Raw genomic sequence first — 1,475 nt, 5'->3', positions numbered from 1 at the left:
TCGTTAAGTGATTGGGATACATGGTCGCGACGTCCCTGATGATGTTGAACTGGTCACGTCGGTATCTCGGGTAACGCTTTGAGAGCTCACCCAGATAATCGGACGCCGCCTCTCTGTCCTCGAAATAGGTGAGGACCTGTTGCTTCAGTTCTTCGATTCCTTTGGAACGATCCCGAAGGTGGTCACGGCTTTGAATCAGTTTTCCGCTCTCTTTGCTGACCCGGTGGTCTGCAATCACTTCTCCCTCGGGAGATTCGCGAATCAATAACCGTTCCTGTTCGGTCACTTCGAGGAACACCACTTTCTTCTTGACCGATGAGTAGGTCCCGATTGGGACGGTGTAACGGTTTGAGCGATAACGGATTGTGTTGTCCTTGCTGACGTTCCTTGCTATACTTTCGGTACGGATACTTTCGAAAGAGAGTAGCGATAAGACCGGTTGTAAGTGTTGTTTTTCGACGGAGAACACTTCAGCTGGTCTTTTTTTCGTTGTCTGATGGACGTTATGATTTCCTGTCCTCTCCAGCCATCTCATGGAACGGTCGTTCCAATCCTCGATATGCCGATACACTCGGCTGTCTGCGAAGTTCCGTTTGATGTACTTCACGACGTTCTCGATCATACCCTTTGACTCCGGGTCGGCCCGACGACATAAGTGGATTCTAAACTTTCGTTCGTTCACGTAGGCTTGAAACTCATTGGTCAATAGGACGTCACCTGCGTTCTCGTTGATTGCGATGAGGTGATCCTGGTCATAGACGATTTCAGAAGGACGCCCACCATAGAATTGGAATGCATTTTCGTGGCAGTGAATAGTGTCCTTGGTGGTGAACGGTCGTTCTCTCCATTCGACATACTTCATCCGAGAGTGCGCAAGCACGAACGCAATGAAATAAAGCTTTATCATTTTTCCATCTTTAGTTCGTTGTCTGGTCTCACCCCAGTCCACCTGTATTTGCTTGCCCATTGGTTGTTCTGGGATGGCCTCGTAATGGCGGACAATCCTTTTCTTTTCAATCTGATAGATTTCTCGGATTTCCTTCACGTATGTCCTGACCGTGCTCGATCCGACCGACAGGTCGGGATATCTTTCAAGTAACCAGTCATGTACTTGTGCGCTGCTCAAATGCGGATACTCCTCCAACCATGCAATGATCCAGTCTCGGTAGGCATCGAGCTTCTTCTTTCGTGAGCAGGCTTTCTCGTCAAATTCATGTAGGGCATCTTCATATGTCATCTTCAGGTACTTATATACCGTCGGTCTTGATACCTTCAGTGCTGTGGCGATTTGAGCCACTTTCATGTTTTGCTGATACATTTGATGAATCTTGATGTGTAGCACTAACTTTTCCTCCAAATCCATTCCCTCCAGATAAAATAGCCTCAACTACTCTATCGGAGTTCTGTTCTGATTTTTCGGCAATAGTGTAAAATCGTATCGAGCAAAAACTGTCAATTTTATTTTAGCGTTCACA

At 46.9% G+C, this 1,475-nt stretch carries 1 protein-coding gene; it reads right to left on the bottom strand.

Annotation, left to right across the window (positions count from 1 at the left end; all coding sequences use genetic code 11):
* Window positions 1-1,342: IS21 family transposase (gene istA / locus KNP68_RS15010; protein ID WP_214800082.1), on the bottom strand; the 1,342-nt coding region annotated here is incomplete at its 3' end.
* Window positions 1,343-1,475: the final 133 nt, after the last annotated feature.

Source organism: Exiguobacterium sp. s50 (assembly GCF_018618175.1).
Taxonomy (GTDB): domain Bacteria; phylum Bacillota; class Bacilli; order Exiguobacteriales; family Exiguobacteriaceae; genus Exiguobacterium; species Exiguobacterium chiriqhucha.
This window is presented reverse-complemented; position numbering and strand designations above follow the sequence as displayed.